The 19940-nt window shown below is 49.7% G+C and carries 14 protein-coding genes; 1 reads left to right on the top strand and 13 read right to left on the bottom strand.

The window, feature by feature from the left end:
* Positions 1-38: 38 nt before the first annotated feature.
* From L1285_RS11465 to L1285_RS11415, 11 genes are all read right to left on the bottom strand, one after another.
* Positions 39-1007 (bottom strand): PstS family phosphate ABC transporter substrate-binding protein, encoded by a 969-nt coding sequence (locus L1285_RS11465; RefSeq protein ID WP_046006196.1) that lies wholly within the window; start codon positions 1005-1007, stop codon positions 39-41.
* Between the two features lie 76 nt (positions 1008-1083).
* Positions 1084-2412, bottom strand: coding sequence for a phosphate regulon sensor histidine kinase PhoR (gene phoR / locus L1285_RS11460; RefSeq protein WP_235412428.1), 1329 nt, complete (start codon positions 2410-2412; stop codon positions 1084-1086).
* Between the two features lie 56 nt (positions 2413-2468).
* Entirely contained in the window at positions 2469-3158 is a 690-nt protein-coding gene (gene phoB / locus L1285_RS11455) for a phosphate regulon transcriptional regulator PhoB (protein ID WP_010383464.1), read from the bottom strand.
* A 442-nt stretch (positions 3159-3600) separates the two neighbouring features.
* The gene (locus L1285_RS11450; protein ID WP_235412427.1) at positions 3601-4554 is read right to left on the bottom strand and encodes a porin; all 954 of its coding nucleotides are present in this window, start codon (positions 4552-4554) and stop codon (positions 3601-3603) included.
* A 443-nt stretch (positions 4555-4997) separates the two neighbouring features.
* The gene (gene fba, locus L1285_RS11445; protein WP_046006199.1) at positions 4998-6062 is read right to left on the bottom strand and encodes a class II fructose-bisphosphate aldolase; all 1065 of its coding nucleotides are present in this window, start codon (positions 6060-6062) and stop codon (positions 4998-5000) included.
* Positions 6063-6262: 200 nt separating this feature from the next.
* Positions 6263-7441, bottom strand: a complete 1179-nt coding sequence (locus L1285_RS11440) for a phosphoglycerate kinase (RefSeq protein WP_235412426.1) — start codon at positions 7439-7441, stop codon at positions 6263-6265.
* Positions 7442-7472: 31 nt separating this feature from the next.
* Positions 7473-8486 carry an erythrose-4-phosphate dehydrogenase gene (gene epd, locus L1285_RS11435; protein ID WP_046006201.1) on the bottom strand — a complete coding sequence of 338 codons (1014 nt, stop codon included), beginning with the start codon at positions 8484-8486 and terminating at the stop codon, positions 7473-7475.
* 157 nt (positions 8487-8643) lie between these two features.
* The gene (locus tag L1285_RS11430; protein WP_235412425.1) at positions 8644-9261 is read right to left on the bottom strand and encodes a 3'-5' exonuclease; all 618 of its coding nucleotides are present in this window, start codon (positions 9259-9261) and stop codon (positions 8644-8646) included.
* Complete coding sequence (locus L1285_RS11425; protein ID WP_235412424.1) at positions 9258-11096, bottom strand: DUF294 nucleotidyltransferase-like domain-containing protein; 1839 nt, start codon at positions 11094-11096, stop codon at positions 9258-9260. The genes L1285_RS11430 and L1285_RS11425 overlap by 4 nt, the downstream gene beginning before the upstream one ends.
* 95 nt (positions 11097-11191) lie before the next feature.
* Positions 11192-12916, bottom strand: a complete 1725-nt coding sequence (locus tag L1285_RS11420; protein ID WP_235412460.1) for a sodium:solute symporter family protein — start codon at positions 12914-12916, stop codon at positions 11192-11194.
* An 11-nt stretch (positions 12917-12927) separates the two neighbouring features.
* Entirely contained in the window at positions 12928-13191 is a 264-nt protein-coding gene (locus L1285_RS11415; protein ID WP_010383473.1) for a DUF4212 domain-containing protein, read from the bottom strand.
* A gap of 366 nt (positions 13192-13557) precedes the next feature.
* On the opposite strand from L1285_RS11415, the gene L1285_RS11410 reads away from it, so the two are divergent.
* On the top strand, positions 13558-16986 hold the full coding sequence (locus L1285_RS11410) for a PAS domain-containing hybrid sensor histidine kinase/response regulator (RefSeq protein WP_235412423.1): 3429 nt from the start codon (positions 13558-13560) through the stop codon (positions 16984-16986).
* Between the two features lie 13 nt (positions 16987-16999).
* Here the strand turns inward: L1285_RS11410 and L1285_RS11405 are convergent, their stop codons facing one another.
* Positions 17000-18034, bottom strand: coding sequence for a sensor domain-containing diguanylate cyclase (locus L1285_RS11405; protein WP_235412422.1), 1035 nt, complete (start codon positions 18032-18034; stop codon positions 17000-17002).
* A 145-nt stretch (positions 18035-18179) separates the two neighbouring features.
* A complete protein-coding gene (panP, locus tag L1285_RS11400; protein ID WP_235412421.1) occupies positions 18180-19808 on the bottom strand; it encodes a pyridoxal-dependent aspartate 1-decarboxylase PanP in 1629 nt (542 codons plus the stop codon).
* Between the last annotated feature and the right edge of the window lie 132 nt (positions 19809-19940).

The following is a 19940-nucleotide window of genomic DNA, read 5'->3' as shown; positions in this document are numbered from 1 at the left end:
AACCGCTCAGTGAGCGGTTTTTTCTTTCCATGCAATGCTTATAGCAGGCCCAGCTTTTTAAGCTCTTTGCTTGCAAGCTGGCTAGAAAGTGGTACATAACCATCTTTCTCTACAATCTTTTGACCTTCTTTCGACAGCACCATTTTCAGGAATTCCGCTTCGATTGGCGACAACGGCTTGTTCGGGTGCTTGTTCACGTATAGGTACAAGAAGCGAGACAGCGGGTATTTGCCCTTAGCAACATTATCCAGTGTTGCATCAACAAAGTTATCGCCTTTCTTCGCCAGAGGTACTGTACGTACACCTGATGTCTTATAACCAATACCTGAGTAACCAATCGCGTTCACAGAGGAAGAGATTGACTGAACCACAGAAGCAGAACCAGGCTGTTCGTTTACGTTGTTACGGAAGTCACCTTTACACAGGGCTTTTTTCTTAAAGTAACCGTAAGTACCAGATACTGAGTTACGTCCGTACAATTGGATATCTTTGCTACCCCAGTCACCAGACAGACCTAAGTCGCTCCAGCGCTCAACCTGCTCAGACGCACCACATTTACGTGTTGATGAGAAGATAGCGTCTACCTGGTCGATACGCAGACCCTGGATTGGGTTATCTTTGTGTACAAATACAGCCAGAGCATCGATAGCAACACGTACTTCAGTCGGCTTGTAACCATAGCGCTTTTCAAACGCTTCGATTTCTTTCGACTTCATCTTACGACTCATAGGGCCGAAGTTTGCCGTTGCTTCTGTCAGAGCCGGTGGCGCTGTAGAAGAACCCGCAGCCTGGATTTGAATGTTTACGTTAGGGTAAATACGTTTGTATTCTTCTGCCCAGAACGTCATCATGTTAGCCAGCGTGTCAGAGCCCACAGATGAAAAGTTACCAGAGATACCGCTGGTTTTGTTGTACTCAGGTAGATTCTTATCAAGTGCAGAGGCTTGAGCAGATACCAGTGTTGTTACAGCCACACCCATTGCGGCAACTAAGCTTTTAAATTTCATTGGGGTCACTCCAAATGTTCTTCCCATTTAATTTCTGAGCACATTGTGCAGAAAACAAATGACAATAAAATTACTCTCAAATGACACTTTTATGACTTTCAGTGTTTGTCATAAAAATACGTTTTTCTTTTTCGAAGGCAAATGAGAAACACGAGCCTTTGCCCAGTGTACTGTCGATTTCCAGATGCGAATCATGGCGCGACAACACGTGCTTGGTGATGGCCAGACCGAGCCCGGAACCACCCGTTTTACGGCTGCGTGCCTTATCAACCCGGTAGAATCGTTCAGTCAGCCGATTAATGTGCTCAGGTGCAATCCCGTCGCCATTATCAATCACAGAAAAGCGCGGTCGCTCGCCGTCTATAAACCAGTTCACGGTAATGTTTCCGCCAGGTTTAGTATAATGAATGGCATTAAACACCAGATTAGAAAAGGCACTGCGTAACTCATCCACACACCCTTTAATATCCAGGTCCGGGTCAACGTTAAATGCAATTTCGTGATCTTTTTCCTGATTCAGCGAATTGGCTTCGGTCTGGATGAGCTTCAGCATTGCAGGCACATTTACGGCCTTGTCGTTGTCCTGATTACGTTGTCCTTCAATGCGCGATAAGGAGAGCAGCTGATTAACCAGGCTGTCCATTCGCTTGCACTGCTCTATCATGGTGTGATGCGCTTTGTTCCACATTGCAGGGGGCGGCATCTGATCGCCTTCCATCATCTCCAGATAACCGGTGACCACAGTGAGTGGGGTACGCAATTCATGAGACACGTTGGCGACAAAGTCTTTGCGCATTTGCTCCAGCTGCTTCAGCCTGGAAATGTCTCGCACCACCATCATAAGCTGCTCGGCATAAGGCATCACACGGAATTCTAATACGCGCTCTCCGCCATGCCCCGATTCCATCTCCAGGGGATCATGAAAGTCATGAGCCTGCATATATTTAACGAACTTAGGATCGCGAATGAGGTTATCAAGACGCTGGCCATGATCGGTTGGCCACTGCAAACCCAGTACCTTTAAAGCAAGCTGGTTACACCAGACGATGCTAAGATCCTGCTGCATCACTATCACTGCATCGGGCACGGCTTCGGCCCCTTCACGAAAACGTCGGATCAATTCAGCCAGCTCATTGCGCTTCTTGCGATTGCGATGCTGTAACTGATAGATCCCTTCAAAGATCTGCTCCCAGGCACCCGATCCTTCCGGCGGGTTAAAACTGCGCTGATTGATCAACCAATCACTTAAGCGGTACAACTGTTGGTAATGCCAGATCAGCAAAACCATGGCACCGATAAAAAGCAAGACAAATGGTGCGCCAAGCAAGATCCCAATCAGGGTTAATGGCAGAAAATACAAAAACAGGCGTTTTAATAACGCCTGTTTATCAATCACCCTATACATACAAAATGATCCTAAAGAGAATGCGCCATGGCTAGCCTACCACAGCGCCAGATGCTTTACAGCTTGCTTGAGAAGCGATAACCAGCACCACGTACTGTTTGTACCAGGCGATCGTGACCGAGCGGTGCAATCGCTTTACGCAGACGACGGATATGAACATCAACAGTACGATCTTCAACATACACATTGGTGCCCCACACATGATCCAGCAGCTGTTCACGGCTGTAGACCCGCTCCGGGTGCGTCATAAAGAAGTGAAGTAATCTGAATTCCGTTGGACCCATTTCCAGCTCGTTACCCGCTGAGGTCACTCGGTGTGAAATTGGGTCAAGGCGTAACCCATGTACTTCAATGGCTTCTTCTAATGACGTCGGAGAAACCCGACGCATAACCGCTTTAATGCGCGCCATCAATTCTTTAGGAGAGAAAGGTTTAGTAACGTAGTCGTCAGCACCCACTTCCAATCCCTTGACCTTATCTTCTTCCTCACCACGTGCTGTCAGCATAATAATGGGGATTTGTCTGGTGTATTCGCTTTGTTTAAATTTCTTGGCAATCTGGATACCGCTGCCGCCTGGCAACATCCAATCCAATAGCACCATATCAGGATAAGGCTCAACCATAGCTGCAATTGCAGAATCATAGTCTTCAGCTTCAATGGCCTGAAAACCATTTTGTTCCAACACAAACACCAACATTTCTCTGATCGGCGCTTCGTCATCAACTACCAGTACTTTACGTGACATTCCCATTTATCTCTTACGTTACCGAAGTGGGTTTCATTATTATGACTAAGTATGACAGTTTTATGAAATGCCAAGTGATAAAAGATGACAATTGGGAAAAAAATAGGGCCAACTTAATGTAAGGCTATGGTACTGAAAAAGCGAAGGTTTCGCTGAAAAGCAACGATAACCCGGCACAAACTCGGGGTAAATCCTTGTTTCGTCAGGTTTGTTTTGCGCCAGGGTTAACAAACAACCTGCTATGGCCGCTGTAAAAAGGCGTAAGGTCAGACATACAGGCCATTTAAGTTCATTTACAAATCCGCGAGGCCAAAGGGCAATAAAGGGCACGGCAATCCCCAGTGAGCAGGCTTTGCACCCGCACTCTGTGCTGCTCAGTTACGCTCACACCGCCAAACTATATACGCAGGTATCGCACCACCTGCGCAATAAAGCAAAAACACTAAAAATCATAGCGCAATGTCAGCGCCATATGATCCTGATCCGGGTCGTTATCGAGGTCTGTCTTGGTATACCACAGGTACATTCTTGCTTGCTTAGATAAGCTCTTTTCGACTCCAATAGACGTTGCGTCTCCTGAGTCTTTGAGCTTGCCCGAGGCCCCATCGGAGTTTTGATATTGCGCCAGCAGCTTATAACCATTGTCTAGCTTCAGCGCGGCGCTGGCCATATAGCTGTCTACAGTATCATTGCTGCCAACCGCTTCACTTTGCTGGTAACTGGCGCCTAAGGTCACCTGAGCTACCTTGCCCTGCACTGTCACGCGGGTAATATCCTGACCAGCAACCTCTTCATCGCGCGCCACACTGGCGTAAACAGCCGTTTTTTTCAGTTTACTATCGCCGTAGCTGGCTGCCATAGACAAGCCACTCTCGCCATTTTGCTTACTGTTGTCCTCACTAATGTAGCTGACCGTAAATTTAAGGTGATTAAGTGAAGGCGTCGTGTATTGCAAAGTATCACCAAGGCGGTTTTCGCCAACGAAGAAATTCTTAATATCGCCGCTGAAATCGTTCATCAGATCCACTTTGCCCTGCGACTTTTTCATTGCCGTGTCATCGCGACCCACCAGCAGCTGACCAAAACGGCCTTTGATCCCCACATACTGAGAGCGTGCTGTGATGTTTTCCTCAGATTTACCATCGTTGTCGTTTTCAGACATTTCAACCTGAAATTCCAACTTGTAAAAGGCAGAGATCCCGGTGTCCAAGTCTGCCGCGCCCTTGATCCCCATTCGCGAGGCGTAGCTTTCAACTGAGGTATCCGAACCACTTCCCGTATCACTGTTTTCGACACCCAGGTGCGCGCGTCCGTAAACTTTGAGTTCTTCGGCCTGCACTTGCACACCAGCCAGCACAGAGCCCCCAAAAAGGGCAGCCAAAAAGCATTTTTTCATACCTTGACCTTAATAAAAACCAATGTGAGCACAATAGAGTACTCTTTAAAGCTAGACGCTCTGTTGGAGAGATCAAGTGACAAACCGCCGGATCAAAGTTTTTCTAAGTTGAGTTGCCTGAGATCAAATTTATACCAAGGGATCCCGCCGGGATCATATTCTTACTAACGATCGTACGCTGAATTCACGCGCGCAGCGAATAGATTGGACTAACTTATTGATTTTAGATCGGTTCCACACAGCACTATGGTCAGATCCAGGACCTGACTTAGTAAGATCTCGATCCCAGACGCTTCTGCTCTGCTGGCAGTTAGTCAAGATCTGATCCCGGCGCTCGCAGGTAGGTAAAAATCTGATCCCATACAGATCAAACACAGATACAAAAATGCCGCAGTATCAAAGCTGCGGCATGTCTCATTGACCCTATTTTACCGGGTTAGTATTTATTTGATCTGAGGATCCAACTCACCAGTCAGATACTTCAGGTGCATGTCATCCAATGAGATAGGCTGAATGCGACCCGCCTGACCTGCGGTGCCAAATGCTTCATAACGTGCAACACAGATCTCTGTCATCGCTTTGGTCGCTTCAGCAAGATACTTACGAGGATCGAAGTTGGCAGGGTTATGTGCCAGGTGACGACGGATAGCGCCCGTCGCAGCCAGACGTAGGTCTGTGTCGATGTTAACTTTACGCACGCCGTGCTTAATGCCTTCAACGATCTGCTCAACAGGCACACCATAGGTCTCTGGGATCTCACCGCCAAATTCGTTGATCACCGCCAGCCACTCCTGAGGTACAGAAGATGAGCCATGCATTACCAGGTGGGTATTCGGAATACGTGCGTGGATCTCTTTAATGCGGTTGATTGCCAGGATGTCGCCTGTTGGTGGACGCGTAAACTTGTACGCACCGTGCGATGTACCACACGCGATTGCCAGCGCATCAACGCCGGTTTTCTTAACGAAATCAGCCGCTTCTTCCGGATCAGTCAGCAGCTGGTCGTGTGACAGCTTACCAACAGCGCCGATGCCATCTTCTTCACCCGCTTCACCCGTTTCCAGTGAACCTAAAACGCCCAGCTCACCCTCAACCGACACACCACAAGCATGTGCCATTTCTACTGTGCGACGTGTCACGTCAACGTTGTATTCGTAGCTTGATGGCGTTTTACCATCTTCCATAAGCGAGCCATCCATCATAACAGATGAAAAGCCAAGCTGGATTGAACGCTGACATACACCCGGAGACGTACCATGATCCTGGTGCATAACAACCGGAATATGTGGCCACTCTTCAACTGCGGCCAAAATCATATGGCGAATAAACGGTGCCCCTGCGTACTTACGTGCGCCTGCCGAACCCTGAACAATCACCGGACTGTTGGTTTTATCTGCCGCTTCCATAATCGCGCGCATTTGCTCTTGGTTATTTACGTTAAAGGCAGGAACGCCGTAACCATGCTCTGCGGCATGATCCAGCAATTGACGCATACTGATTAAAGCCATTGTGCTTTCTCCAATTGTTGATGAGTGAAGCTGATATTTCCAAGATCAGCACTCGTACTCATCGATTTGAACGGGATAAATTTTAAGTGCTACACACTCAATTTGTTTTGAGAATAAATGTGAGAGAGTCTCAAAACCGGACCGAACTTGTCGGCCCAAAAATGTGATGCTGCGACGTATTGCGCAGCATCGTGCCTGAATTACGCTTTCGCTCTTTGTTCAAGCATAGCGACTGCTGGCAGTTTTTTCCCCTCAAGGAACTCTAAAAACGCACCACCGCCAGTCGAGATATATGAAATTTCATCGGCTACGCCATATTTATCGATGGCTGCCAGGGTGTCACCCCCACCCGCGATTGAAAACGCGTTAGATTTGGCAATGGCATTGGCAATTGCTTCAGTACCATTACCGAACTGGTCAAATTCAAACACACCAACAGGGCCATTCCAAACCACAGTGCCTGCGTTGGCAATGATCTTTGCTAACGTGTTCGCAGTATCAGGACCAATATCGAAGATCATGTCAGTGTCGCGCACTTCAGCCACATCTTTAATCTCGGCAACAGCAGACTCAGAGAACTCGTCACCCACAACCACATCGGTTGGAACAGGGATATCACCGTCATTTTCACGGGCCGCTTCGCTGAGTTTATTTGCTTCGTCAATCAGGTCCGGTTCGTACAAAGACTTACCGACCGGGTTACCCGCAGCAGCGATAAAAGTGTTCGCGATACCACCACCTGTGACCAGCTGATCAACCACTTTAGACAGTGAATCAAGCACGGTGAGTTTAGTCGATACTTTAGAGCCGCCTACGATGGCAACCAAAGGGCGTGCCGGATTATCAAGAGCTTTGCCCAGCGCTTCAAGCTCGGCTGCCAGTAGTGGACCGGCACATGCAACCTCAGCAAATAAACCTACGCCATGCGTCGATGCCTGCGCACGGTGCGCGGTACCAAATGCATCCATGACGTACACATCACATAATGCAGCCAGCTTTTTCGACAACGCTTCATCGTTCTTTTTCTCACCGACATTGAAACGCACGTTTTCGAATACCACTACCTCGTTGTCTGCGATATCAACGCCATCCAGGTAGTTATCAACCAGACGCACGTTTTGCTCTAACCCGTCATTCAGGTAATCTACAACCGGCTGTAGTGAATACTGCGCATCGTATTCCCCTTCCGTTGGGCGACCCAGGTGAGACATCACCATGACCTTGGCACCTTTTTCAAGGGCAAGCTTGATGGTCGGTAAAGACGCTCTGATGCGGGCATCTGATGTGACCTTACCTTCTTTCACCGGTACGTTAAGATCTTCACGGATCAGAACGCGTTTGCCGTTTAAATCTAAATCCGCCATCTTAATGACTGACATTGACATCTCCTTCAAGAACGATACTTGGTTGTTAATTAACTTGTGTCATTGCTGCTGCGGTATCGAGCATGCGATTCGCAAATCCCCACTCGTTGTCGCACCACACCAGCAATTTCGCCAACCGCTTCTGGCTGACGCGTGTTTGGGTACCATCTATGATACTGGAATGTGGATCATGATTAAAATCCACTGAGACCAGCGGCTCTTCAGTGTAGTCCAGTATCCCACGTAACGGACCACAGGCGGCCTGTTGTAATGCATTATTCACCTGCTCTATAGTGACATCACTATTGAGGGTCACGCTCAAGTCCATGGCCGTTACGTTGATGGTTGGCACTCGCACTGCAATCGCTTCAAAACAGCCATGAAACTTTGGCAAAATTCGTTCAATACCACGAGCCAGTTTCGTATCCACAGGAATAATAGACTGACTTGCAGCCCGGGTGCGACGCAGATCCGGGTGATACGCATCGATAACCTGTTGATCATGCATAGACGCGTGGATCGTTGTAATGGTGCCGGAGCCAATCCCAAAAGCATCATCCAATACATTTATGACAGGGACAATACAGTTTGTGGTACAGGAGCCATTAGACACTATGGTGTGCTCGCCGCGCAGCTCTTGGTCATTAATGCCGTACACTATGGTGGCATCGACATCCGCGTCGGCAGGATGTGAAAACAGCACTTTCTTAGCGCCTGCGCGTAAGTGCGCCTGAGCATGAAAACGGGAATGAAATACACCGGTACATTCTAAAACAACGTCAACATCCAGGGCATGCCAGGGTAAATGACTGGGATCGGCTTCGCTAAACAGCTGGATTTTATCATCACCTACTGTCAGATAAGGTGCTTCAAGGTGGACGGGAAAAGAAAAACGCCCATGTGAGGTATCGTATTTCAGCAAATGCGCAATGCCCTGCGGATCGGCAAGTTCATTTATCGCGACGATCTGAATGTCTCGCTGGCGACCAGATTCATACAAAGCTCGCACTATGTTGCGACCAATACGACCAAAACCATTTATTGCCAGTTTGATAGTCATTAAAGTGAGGATCCACCACGTTATGAAAAATTGGGCTCAATTGTGCCACACACCCGGTGCATAAGCCGCGTGCGAATAAATTTCCCAAGCTTTCCGTATTAAGATGGCGCTATTGTAATCGACCAAGCACAAATGTGTAAGAGATATGCAAAAATAATTATGTCAGCTGCCTGAGTAACGCTCCCTGTGCCCCGCCAAGCTGACTATTTTGTGCCAATAACAGTTCGGCGGTACTCAGTGCGTCACTGAGCGCATTATGCTCATAAGCTGACGGTAAAGCATAACGCTGACGGCAGGCCGACAATGTCAGGCAATCTGCGCTAAGCGTTTGCCCCTGCCTGAGTAAGCGGTTTCTCTCTATCTGCATGGTATCGAGGATCCGCAAAGGGCGCACCGTCATCTCGTGCTCTGTAAAGGCTCGCTTGAGAAACCCCCAGTCGAGCATGGCGTTATGACAGACTAAAACGCCTTGCTCCAGCACGCCAGTCAGTTGTTGTAATAAGGTGCGCAAACTTAAGCCCTGCGCCAGTGCGTCGTCATCGACCCCATGGATCACCGGGCTTTGCCCCAGTTGACGTACTTCTTTGTTGACGACATGGCGGGCCGTGCTGAGGACAATACGGCCACGGCGAACTTCGACCCAGGCGGCCGAGACGATTTCATCCCGCTTAGGATCCAGCCCGGTCAATTCCAGATCCAACACCACCAGGTTAACATCCGCCAGTCGCAAGTGACGGTCGGCGTGCCAGTTGCGCAATCGGGTTAACCAGCTCACAGACTGCCTCTGGCAAATTTGAAAGCGCAGGCTTGCTGGGCCTGCTTAACCAACTGAAACGCCTCTTTAAGCTGATGACGCTCCAGTGAGCTTAAATGTTCCGGGTTAATACAGTTCTCTGGCAACCCTTCGCGGTCTATCTGCGTTCGTAAACGCAGTTGGGTTAAAAAGCGCCAGCAGTCTTGCAAATTAGCAATGTCCTCGCCGCTAAGTACCTGGTGGCTTTTGAGCGCCCGCAAGCGCTGCAGCGTATTGGCTTTGCTGATCCCCGCTTGCAGTGCATATAAGCGCACCACGTCGTTTATGATCACCACGCCGCGCTTTTTGAGATCCAGATATTTGTGTTTGTGCTTGTCCTGTTGCAACTTAAACTGCTGAAACAAGCCAATAGGCACGGTATTGACGTTGATATCGGCCGCCATCGCAGCATAGAACAATTCATTTTTCGGGATCTCATTGAGGTGATGTAAAAATTGCCCGAACAAAACATCGGATCCGGTGATAAAACGCAGATCAAAATAAATTTTACAGTTAAGCATGGCATGCGGCGTCGGTGCGTGGATCCAGGTGGTGAACCGGTCGCACCATTCACTGAGCGTGCCCCGACACGCCGGGTTGCTTGCCATGATATTCCCCGGACAGGTTCGGATCCCGCACTCATCCAGCTGCTGACAAACAAACGCACCGAGCTGTGCAAAGTAATCTCGTTGCTCATCCGTAACGCCCTCGGGCAACAGCAAACCATTGTCCTGATCGGAGTGCAGGGTTTGCTCTTCACGGGCCTGTGAGCCAAAACAGATCCAGGCAAAGGGCGTGGGCGCAGTGCCATGCTGCTGCTGGTATAAGTCGATCAAACGTCCCGTCAGCGCGTCACTCAGGCCACTCAGCAGCTGACCTATCAAAGAAATGTCTTCTATCTTATTGGCAAAATCACTCAACAGATCGGGGATCTCTTTAGCAAGCTGCTGTACTTCTCCATAACTGCGCGCTTTGTAGATCCGTCCGATCAGCTGCACCGGATCGCTTTTTTGCTGACGCAACAGATCGGTACTGGTGATCATCCCCATGGGGGTGCGATCTTCGTTAAGCACCGGCAAGTGATGAATGTTGTGTTTCAGCATCAGATGCAGTGCCGAAAAGATCCGGTTATTCTCAAAGATGTATTTCGGCCTGACCGTCATGATCTCACGGATCGCCCGTGCGGGATCTAAACCCTCGGCCAGTACCCGATTACGCAGATCGCGATCCGTTACCACACCGGTTAACTGATCGTGTTCAATGACCATGATCGATGAAACCCGATGCTTCTTCATGACTTTGGCCGCTTCCTGAATACTGGCCTGGGGTTGCAGGGTTACCGCAGCCCGGTTCATCAGTTCGCTGACCGGGCGTTCGGACCAGCCGCTTGCCGATTCTTTATAGTGGCTGGACAACAAACGTTTGGCGTGGGCACGGACAAAATACTGCTCAAATGGTTTGTACTCACGGCGCAGATAATCAAACGCATCTTGCGGCAACACATAGACCAGCCCCGCCTGCACGACTTCCAGCTGATTGCTGATCGGCTCGCCCGTCAATAACGAGGGATAACCAAAATAATCGCTTTCGGCCAGCCGGGCGACAAGCTCGCCACGCTCGGAGCGCAAATCAAAATGACCGGAACGCACCAGATACAGCTGTGGCTGTTCGCTTCTAAACCACTGCGCCTGATTTTGTCCGCTGACATAGATGATCTCTAAGTGTTCAACAAAATAATCCGTCGCGCTGTGGGTTAGCTGATCAAATGGCGCCTGTTGCTGCACAAAGGTCAGCACGTCCTGTACTTGAGCCGTCATAACCCCTCCACAAATGACAACTACTCCATAGCTTGCGCCATGGAGTAGTTGGTTTCTTTGTCATCGGACCGAGTCACAATCCGAGGTAATCAGTATTAATGTGCGTGTGCAGCAGATGACCCTTTCGGGTTACGGATCCCATCCACCATTTGTTTTACTTCAAGTGGTGTTTGTGCAGTCAGTTTCATCACAATGGCTGCAATACCAAAGTTAACTAGCATACCGATAATACCAATCCCCTCCGGCGAGATACCAAATAACCAGTTAGCAGGTGTATTCAGTTCCGGGCTGACAAACTTAAAGTAAATAATGTAAGCCGCTGTGAAACCAATACCACATACCATGCCACTGATGGCACCTTCTTTATTCATGCGCTTGGAGAAGATCCCCATGATGATCGCCGGGAAGAAGCTTGCCGCCGCCAGACCAAAGGCAAAGGCCACCACCGACGCCACAAATCCGGGCGGGTTAATACCAAAGTAAGCTGAGATTGCAATGGCCACCATCGCCGACAAACGTGCCGCCAGCAGTTCCTGCTTATCGCTGATATTCGGTTTGAGTGTCCGTTTGAGTAAGTCATGGGAAACGGAGGTCGAGATAACCAGTAGCAGACCCGCAGTCGTTGATAGCGCCGCTGCGATACCACCTGCCGCAACCAGTGCAATCACCCAGGCTGGTAAGTCGGCAATTTCCGGATTCGCCAGTACCATGATGTCACGGTCAATTTTAACTTCATTGCGGCTCGCCGGGTCGTCAATCTTACCTGCTGAGTAGAACATTTTGCCGTCGCCATTCTTATCATTGAATACGATAAGACCCGTTCTTTCCCAGTTTTTCACCCACTGTGGCGCCTCGGCATAGGCCGTACCACTGCCATCTTTACCATTGATCGTATCAATCATATTCACCCGGGCAAAGGATGCAACAGCCGGGGCTGTGGTGTACACAATCGCAATGAACACTAATGTCCATGCCGCTGAAATACGGGTGTCTTTTACTCTGGGTACGGTGAAGAAACGCACGATAACATGTGGCAGACCAGCAGTACCGACCATCAGCGCCGCTGTGATTGCAAACACGTCAATCATACTCTTGGAGCCTTCGGTGTATTGGGCAAAGCCAAGTTCGGTACTGAGCCCGTCGAGTTTATCCAGTAAATAGGTCCCGGAGCCATCCGCCAGGGTGCCACCAAAGCCGGTTTGCGGCAGTAAATGACCTGTCATCATCAAAGAGATAAAGATAGCAGGCACCAGGTAGGCGAAAACCAGCACACAATATTGTGCAACCTGAGTGTAGGTAATGCCTTTCATGCCACCAAGTACGGCGTAGAAGAACACAATGACCATACCGATATACACACCGGTTTCTATGTCAACTTCGAGGAAACGGGAGAATACCACGCCCACACCACGCATTTGTCCGGCAATGTAAGTGAAGCAGATAAAAATAGCACACAGAATGGCCACAACCCGTGCCACCTGCGAGTAATAACGGTCGCCGATAAAATCGGGCACAGTGAATTTACCAAACTTACGTAGATAAGGTGCCAGGCACAGTGCCAGCAACACGTAACCACCGGTCCAGCCCATCAGATACACACCGCCATCGTAACCGGCGAATGAGATGATCCCCGCCATGGAGATAAACGACGCAGCACTCATCCAGTCCGCGGCCGTTGCCATGCCGTTTGCCACAGGCGGTACACCGCCACCGGCCACATAGAATTCATTAGTCGAACCGGCACGGGCCCAAATGGCAATACCGATGTAAAGGGCAAAACTGAGCCCCACAATTATAAAGGTGAGAGTTTGAACATCCATCATAGCGCTCCTTATTCATCCACGCCGTATTTTTTGTCCAGCGCATCCATTTTGAATACATAGACAAAAATCAAAGCAACGAAGGTATAAATTGCGCCCTGCTGCGAAAACCAAAAACCCAACTTAAAGCCGAAGAAACGGACCTCGTTGAGTACATCAACCAGCAGAATGCCGCATCCAAAAGACACCACAAACCACACTACTAATAGCTTAAACATTAAGGCTAGATTTTCTGACCAATATGCTTTTGCTTGTTCTTCACTTTTAAAAGCCATGATAAGTCCCCTTTCGCACACCTGTCGCCGATGTGCTGGTGTTAATGACCTTTTGACTGTAGCAATGGCCCGTCAATAAGAAATTGAGACCTTAGTCGTAACAACAAGGTTACGTTTACGTAAACTGCTGAATAATATTTTTTCAATCACCATTAAGTAATTTAAATTCAAATAGTTAGAAAAATAATGCTGGGAAATGAGTCGTTCCAGGAACACCTGTGCGGGAGATAAGACATTAGTCTAATTAACTCAATAAAAATCGAATAATTTTTTAAAATCAGATGATTATGCCACTTTGGATTATCCGCAAGTGATGCTACTTTAAAGGCACAAAGACAATAACAAGCATTAACGCAAGGGCTCATCATGACGGCTGCACTGATCCTCGTTGCCATCGCCTATATCGGCTTACTATTTTGGCTCGCCAACTGGGGAGATAAGACCACCCCCGTGGCCACCCGGATCAGCCATCACCCTTTTGTATACGCCCTGGCTCTGGGCATTTATTGTACCTCCTGGACCTATTATGGCTCAGTGGGCACCGCCACCACCAGCAGCTGGCACTACCTGCCCATTTTACTTGGCCCGGCGCTACTCTTTGTATTTGGTCAGGGGTTTTTACGTAAGCTGATCCTGGTCAGTAAAAAGCAAAACATTACCACCATCGCCGACTTTATCTCAGCGCGTTATGGTAAACGTCAGACCACCGCGGTCATGGTCACTATGATAGCTTTGCTGGCCACCATTCCTTATATCGCGCTGCAACTCAAAGCGCTGAGCAGCAGCTTTTTGCTGTTACAACAGGGCACCCCAATCTCTGGCGGCATGTTGGCCATGACAGGCACTTTGCTGATGGCCCTGTTTGCGATTTTTTTTGGTACCCGCAAAGTCGATGTCACCGAATACCGCTCCGGCCTTATGCTCGCCATCGCGTTTGAGTCTCTGATCAAATTACTGGCACTGATGGCCGTAGCTGTTATTGCTGTGCAAGCTCTGTTAACGCAAAACAGCCTCACGGCAGTAAACTTGACTCACTGGCAGGGTTTTGACTTGACCAATTTCAACTTTATCGGCCAGACACTGATGGCCGCCGCCGCCATCATCTGCTTACCCCGCCAGTTTCATGTTACTGTGGTCGACAACCAGGACCGCCGTCATCTGCGCACCGCTCGCTGGGCATTTCCGCTGTATCTGATCCTGATAGCCGCGATGATCTTGCCCATTGCCAGTGCCGCCATTCACCCTAATATAGGCCAGGGCATGGCAGCAGACAGCTTTGTATTGGCGCTGCCGATGATGCAGGGCCATCCCTTAATCACCACCTTTGTGTTTATCGGGGGCCTATCCGCCGCCACGGCCATGATAGTGGTGGCAACCCTGACACTCAGTACCATGCTCTCTAACGACGTTGTACTGCCCCTGCTGTTAAAGCGTAAGTTCAAGAAAAACCGCCTGACCAGCAATTATAAAGCCCGTATCCTGCTGATCCGCCGCTTTATCATTGCCGCTATTTTGGTACTGGCGTTCCTCTACCAGCAGTGGTTTGGCCATGGTGAGGCACTTGCCAACATGGGCCTGGTCGCCTTTTCTCTGGTCACTCAGTTGTTACCCGCCATAGTCGGCGGATTATACTGGCGCAAAGGCCACGCCTATGGTGTGTATGCCGGATTGCTGGCCGGCTTTTTATGCTGGATGTTATTTCTGATGTTTCCGGTAATAGAAGCAGGCAGCAGCCTGGACTTTGAAACCCGCCAGACCATCATTACGCGCGGTACTTTGCTGGCGCTGCTGGCCAATATCAGCTGTTATATCAGCTTCTCGCTGGGCGCATATGAGCGCCTGATAGATAAAATCCAGGCAGCCGCCTTTGTCACCCCCTGGGAGCAAGCCAGTGCTGCCAAACGCCTGAATAAAGACGTTAAAGCCACTGTATATGACTTTACCGTGCTACTGCAAACCTTTTTGGGAATACAGCGCAGTCAGCAGTTACTCAGCCACTATGCCATTAACCACGATATTGAAGACAGCAATGCCTATCCCAGTGCCGACTTTATCGCCTTTTGCGAGCGTGCACTCACAGGCGTACTGGGTGCTTCCTCGGCGCGTGCGCTGATCCATGCGGTTTCTTCGGGCAAACAGCTTGCATTTGAAGAAGTGGTCAACTTTTTCGATGAGACCACTCAGGCATTACAATTCAACCAAAACCTGTTGTTTACCTCGCTGGAAAATCTCAGCCATGGTATTTCCGTAGTAGATAAAGACCTCAAACTGGTTGCCTGGAATCGTCGTTATCATGAAATGTTCCAATACCCGGATGGCTTTTTACAGGTAGGTCAGAGCATTGAGGAAGTGATCCGCTTTAATGCAGAGCGCGGTGAATGCGGTCCCGGCGAGCTGGAAAAACTGGTTGATAAGCGTGTACAGCATCTGAAAAACGGCACGCCGCATCACTTTATTCGCCACCGCAGCGATGGTCAGGTGTTCGAAATGACGGGTAACCCGCTGCCGGAAGGCGGCTTTGTCACCAGTTTCTCAGATATCACCAGCCACATTGACACACAAAACGCGCTGGAAGAGATCAATATGGATCTCGAAAACCGCATCGAGGCGCGTACCCAGGAGATCCGTCTGATCAACCAGGATCTCAAAGCTCAAATCGCCAGCCGGGAAGAAACCGAGCAGGCGCTGGTTGCTGCAAAAAAGGAGGCTGAGCGCGCCAACGATAGTAAGACCCGGTTTCTCGCGCTGGCCAGCCACGATATATTGCAGCCGCTGAACGCCGCACGTCTTTACCTGGCAGCGATCAATGAAGATAAATTACCGGATAATGACCGCAGTAACCTCGAAAAACTCGGTGCCAGCCTGGACTCTACCGTGCATCTGATGTCGGCACTGCTGGACATCGCCAAGCTGGAACAAGGCGCAATGAAACCGACGCCCCGCCATTTTGATATTGACGATATTATGTCGCCGCTGGCCAACGAATATGCCATTTTATGCCAGGAAAAAGGCCTTGCCCTGCGTGTACGTACCAGCCATCAGGTGATCCACAGCGACATTACTTACCTGCGCCGTATTGTACAAAACCTGGTCTCTAATGCAGTGAAATACACCGACCAAGGTCGCGTGCTACTGGCCTGTCGCCGTCGCAGCCACAGCGTACGTATAGAAGTCTGGGATACCGGCCCCGGCATATCTGAGCATGAGCAACAAAAGATATTCAACGACTTTTATCGCATTCAGAGCAGTGATAATAAAGGCGTGGGACTGGGGCTCGGCGTTGTGAAGCGATTGTGTGAGCTGCTCAGCATGCCGCTGGAAATGCACTCTATCCCCGGTAAAGGCAGCCGCTTCTGTGTCGAAGTGCCACTGGGAGAGCGACAGCAGGTACAGCAAAAAGCCTCTCAAAGAGAGCAAAAACCAAGTGCCAAAGCCAGTTTGAACCTGCTCGTGGTTGACGACGACCCTAAGAATCTGGCCGCCATGGCAAGCCTGCTCGATAAGTGGCAATTTAGCTATCAGATGTTTGAAAGGGCAGACAAAGCCCGGCAATATGCCGCCAACAACCCGGCACCCGATTTTATCCTGATGGATTATCAGCTCGATAATGATGAAAACGGGGTTAACCTGATCACTGAATTAAGACAATGCTGGCAAGCAAAAGTACCGGCGGTCCTGATCACAGCGGTACGTGACGAGCCTTTGAAACTGCAAGCCAAACAGGCCCGGATCCACTATCTCAGTAAGCCGCTAAAACCTGCCAAACTAAAAGCGCTGCTCAGCCACAACGCCTGAGCACAGAATAGGATTAACAGGCGAGCTGGATCTGGTCACGACCATTGGCCTTTGCACGGTAAACCGCCTGGTCGGCCATCTTCAGTGCATGGCTGAATGGCATGCTGGGGTTCACTTCGCTCACCCCAAAACTGGCCGTCACTCTGATCAGAGCATTTTCCTGGCGCACCTCCATATCCCGGGTGGCAGAACATAACCGACTGGCCACCATATGCGCGTCACTGACCGAGGTTTCTGGCAGCAAGACCACAAATTCTTCGCCACCTAAGCGACAAAAACAGTCTTCGACGCGCACCACATCCAGGCAGCACTGGGCAAACTTTTGCAGTACTTTGTCGCCGGCATCATGACCAAAGTCGTCGTTGATGCGTTTAAAGCGATCCAGGTCCATCATGATCAGGCTCATCGGCCGCTCAGTACGTTGATGACGACTCATTTCACGCTTGGCATGCTCCATCAAGAAGCGACGATTGTTCAAACCCGTGAGCATGTCCTGAAACGCCATCTTGGTAAGCTTTTGCTGCATCTGATACAACTCGTGGACCAGTAAGCGACGACTGCAACAGTCTGCAACCATTTCTGTGATGGCCACTTCCCATTCCTGCCACTGGCGTACATCAGTGCGCCCTTCACAACACACCACACCCAATGCAATACCATTTTTGAAAATCGCGGTATCCAGCATAGTGGCGATATCATTGGGCTTAAGGTAAATGTCGGTAAATTCGCTGGTACGGGGATCCAGGCTGGCATTGTCTGCTGCAATCGACTGACCGGTAATAATGGTGGCAAAATAGACCGGAAAGTCCTCAATGCTCAGCACGGGCAGCTGTGCTGGCACATCCTGCCAGTCGGTATTGGCATAGTTGAGCAGCTTAGTTGGCTGGTGCATATCGTCAAACAGCCACACCGAGACACGATCAACCTGAAGCAAAGATTTTGCTTCAAAAATAATATCGTGCAGAAAGCTCTGATGTTCGCCGGAAACATCGACTTCTTGCGAGCTGATCCGCCGCAATTTTTGCGTGCTCTGAGTTAATCGATTCAAAGTTACTACCAAGTCGCAAAACGGGTGAAATGGGGCATCGTTTTAGTACGATGCCATGCCCTTGTTATACACTAATAATATCTCGCCTTCGCCAAAATGCACTGTTTTCTTTGCACATTACGCGCCCAGAGCAGGCTACGCCAAACTAGGCCATGTATTTTGCCAGATATTTTTTAAACACCGGATCGCTCTGCGCCAGGCCTTTTTGTTCAGCCAGGATCTCGTTTAACATCTGCTTTGAGGTGAGCGGATTGGCTAACACCACTCTGAATACCACAGTTGGCTGATGCTGATACTGAGCGGGAGTTAAACGCGTCCGCGAGACAAAAGAACGTCCCGACTCACGCTGACGTTTTTGCATACTGGCGGTAAAACGATTAAGTGCAGCATAAATGTCGATGCGCTCCTGCTCATCTGCACGATCAATCGCCGCGCGGATCTGCTTTGGCACATAGCGATAGGTCAGCAGACATAGCTCCGGCTCGGAGACCAGTTCAAAGTCCTCGTCTGCGTGGATCAAATCTGCAAAATACTGGGCTTTTTCAATGCCTTTGTCGATCAGCATTTCATAGCCTTTACGGCCAATCACCCGCAAGCACGCATGCACTAACATGGCCATGCCCGGACGACTGCCTTCCAGGGTATGACTGCCCAGGTCTTTAGAGCCTTTACGCAGAATATACTCCGCGTGGTGTTCAATGGCATCCGTTGCGGTAGGGTCTTTAAACAGCACTATGCCTGCGCCCATTGGCACATACATCTGCTTGTGCGCATCTATGGTGATGGAATCTGCCAGCTCAATACCCTTGAGCAAGTGACGATAGTTGTCAGACAGCAAAGTCGCACCGCCCCAGGCTGCATCGACATGGAAATGGCAACCCAGTTCCTGTGCAAGGGCCGCCATTTCTGGCAAGGGGTCAATGTTGCCGGTCTCAGTGGTGCCCGCAACGCCAACAATGGCCATGACCTTGATCCCACGCTCACTCAGTTCCTGTGCTTTGGCACGCATCGCCTCCACACTCACCTTGTTATTATCATCGGTTTTTACCGCAACAAAGTTGCTGCGGCCAATGCCCAATACATCGGCGGCTTTGCCCAGTGAGTAGTGGCCGCGCTCAGAGACCAGCACAGCCAGGCCTTTATAACCATAGTGCAGCATGGCGGCCATGATCCCTTCACTGGCGAGGCCTTTAAAATCGCCATCCGGACCCAGCAAACGGTTACGCGCAATCCATAAGGCCGAAATATTGGCAATGGTGCCGCCAGAGCAAAACGCGCCGAGCGCGGTCTTCGCGCTGTGCATCCACTTTTCATAGAAGGCGTCGTTTTCACCATAGGCAAGATGATGCATCATGCCCAGCACCTGGCGCTCCAAAGGCGTGAACGCTTTTGAAGTTTCTATTTTTACCAGGTTCTGGTTCAGCCCGACCATCAGCTTAGACAAAGGCAGAACAAAATGCGGTAGCGCTGAGGTCATATGCCCGATAAAACTTGGCGAGGCGGTGTGCACAGAGTGCGCCACCAGCTGCTCCATAATATCCTGAGCATAGTCAGACACAAACATTGGTTCTTCCGGGATCATCGCCGACTGAAAGTCTTTTTCTATCTCATGCAATGGCTTTTCAATTGCTGCGATATTTTCATTCAGAAAGCCCGCCAGATTACTGGAAATTTCCTGCTCTATTACACTTAACGTGGAGCTGGGTGCTTCTGGAACGGTGAAAATACGCATTAAGCTTTCTTCAGAAGCGACTGCACAACGCTTTGGACCCATTTTAATACCTAATCATGCGTGGGTAACTGATATTGGGAGTTACCTTGCCAAGTTGATACGAAATGACTAACTTTACTGTAAAGCGATGGGAAAGTCTGCAATGCAGTCAAAAAAAATGAACTCTGCTTGATA

This window comes from Pseudoalteromonas sp. DL2-H2.2 (assembly GCF_021532535.1).
GTDB classification, from domain to species: Bacteria; Pseudomonadota; Gammaproteobacteria; order Enterobacterales; family Alteromonadaceae; genus Pseudoalteromonas; species Pseudoalteromonas rubra_A.
The sequence above is the reverse complement of the archived record's forward strand: the minus strand, read 5'-3'. Positions and strand labels throughout refer to the sequence as shown.

Bases quoted from the DNA above. Each gene is read 5' to 3' on its own strand.
- L1285_RS11465 (WP_046006196.1), bottom strand. From the start codon at position 1,007: ATGAAATTTAAAAGCTTAGTTGCCGCAATGGGTGTGGCTGTAACAACA.
- phoR (WP_235412428.1), bottom strand. From the start codon at position 2,412: ATGTATAGGGTGATTGATAAACAGGCGTTATTAAAACGCCTGTTTTTG.
- phoB (WP_010383464.1), bottom strand. From the start codon at position 3,158: ATGTCACGTAAAGTACTGGTAGTTGATGACGAAGCGCCGATCAGAGAA.
- L1285_RS11450 (WP_235412427.1), bottom strand. From the start codon at position 4,554: ATGAAAAAATGCTTTTTGGCTGCCCTTTTTGGGGGCTCTGTGCTGGCT.
- fba (WP_046006199.1), bottom strand. From the start codon at position 6,062: ATGGCTTTAATCAGTATGCGTCAATTGCTGGATCATGCCGCAGAGCAT.
- L1285_RS11440 (WP_235412426.1), bottom strand. From the start codon at position 7,441: ATGTCAGTCATTAAGATGGCGGATTTAGATTTAAACGGCAAACGCGTT.
- epd (WP_046006201.1), bottom strand. From the start codon at position 8,486: ATGACTATCAAACTGGCAATAAATGGTTTTGGTCGTATTGGTCGCAAC.
- L1285_RS11425 (WP_235412424.1), bottom strand. From the start codon at position 11,096: ATGACGGCTCAAGTACAGGACGTGCTGACCTTTGTGCAGCAACAGGCG.
- L1285_RS11420 (WP_235412460.1), bottom strand. From the start codon at position 12,916: ATGGATGTTCAAACTCTCACCTTTATAATTGTGGGGCTCAGTTTTGCC.
- L1285_RS11415 (WP_010383473.1), bottom strand. From the start codon at position 13,191: ATGGCTTTTAAAAGTGAAGAACAAGCAAAAGCATATTGGTCAGAAAAT.
- L1285_RS11410 (WP_235412423.1), top strand. From the start codon at position 13,558: ATGACGGCTGCACTGATCCTCGTTGCCATCGCCTATATCGGCTTACTA.
- panP (WP_235412421.1), bottom strand. From the start codon at position 19,808: ATGGGTCCAAAGCGTTGTGCAGTCGCTTCTGAAGAAAGCTTAATGCGT.